Origin of the sequence: Ruegeria marisrubri (assembly GCF_001507595.1) — a bacterium.
GTDB lineage: Bacteria > Pseudomonadota > Alphaproteobacteria > Rhodobacterales > Rhodobacteraceae > Ruegeria > Ruegeria marisrubri.
The window spans coordinates 1-441 of sequence record NZ_LQBQ01000033.1; the positions used below are offsets into that span (position 1 = coordinate 1).

1 protein-coding gene is annotated in these 441 nt (G+C 64.6%); it reads left to right on the top strand.

Annotation, left to right across the window (positions count from 1 at the left end; translation table 11 throughout):
* Window positions 1-23: 23 nt before the first annotated feature.
* Window positions 24-441, top strand: a 418-nt coding sequence (locus AVO45_RS12530; protein WP_157770161.1) for a hypothetical protein, incomplete at its 3' end; no start/stop codon positions are given.

Sequence of the window (441 nt, forward strand, 5' to 3'; positions counted from 1 at the left end):
TTTGCCGCAGGAAATCCACGCCGATGGCTGAACTCCCCCGGCTGAAGCCCGACCCTATTCCCGCGATCCATCCAGTCCCGGAATTCGCCGTCAGCGGTGCGCGCGCGGCGGTTTACGAGCGCACCAAGACCGGCCTCGGCGTCCCCTGGATGGGTGTGGTTGCCATGGCCTTCGCGCATTACCCCCGCTTCTATGACACCCTGTGGTCGGCCATGGAGCCAATCACCGGAACCAAGGTGTTTGAACAGGCCTGCCAGTCCCTTCGGGATGTCGCCGAGCGGGAAGCAGAAGCCTTGCAGCCTGCGCCCCTGGTGTCGCGGCTCATGTCGCAGGGCTATGGCGTGCAGGAGATCGACGACATCCGCGCCTGCAACGAAGTCTTTTCCGCCGGCAACATGCCTTACGTCCTGATGGCGACGCTGGCGCGGCTGCTGCTGGAAG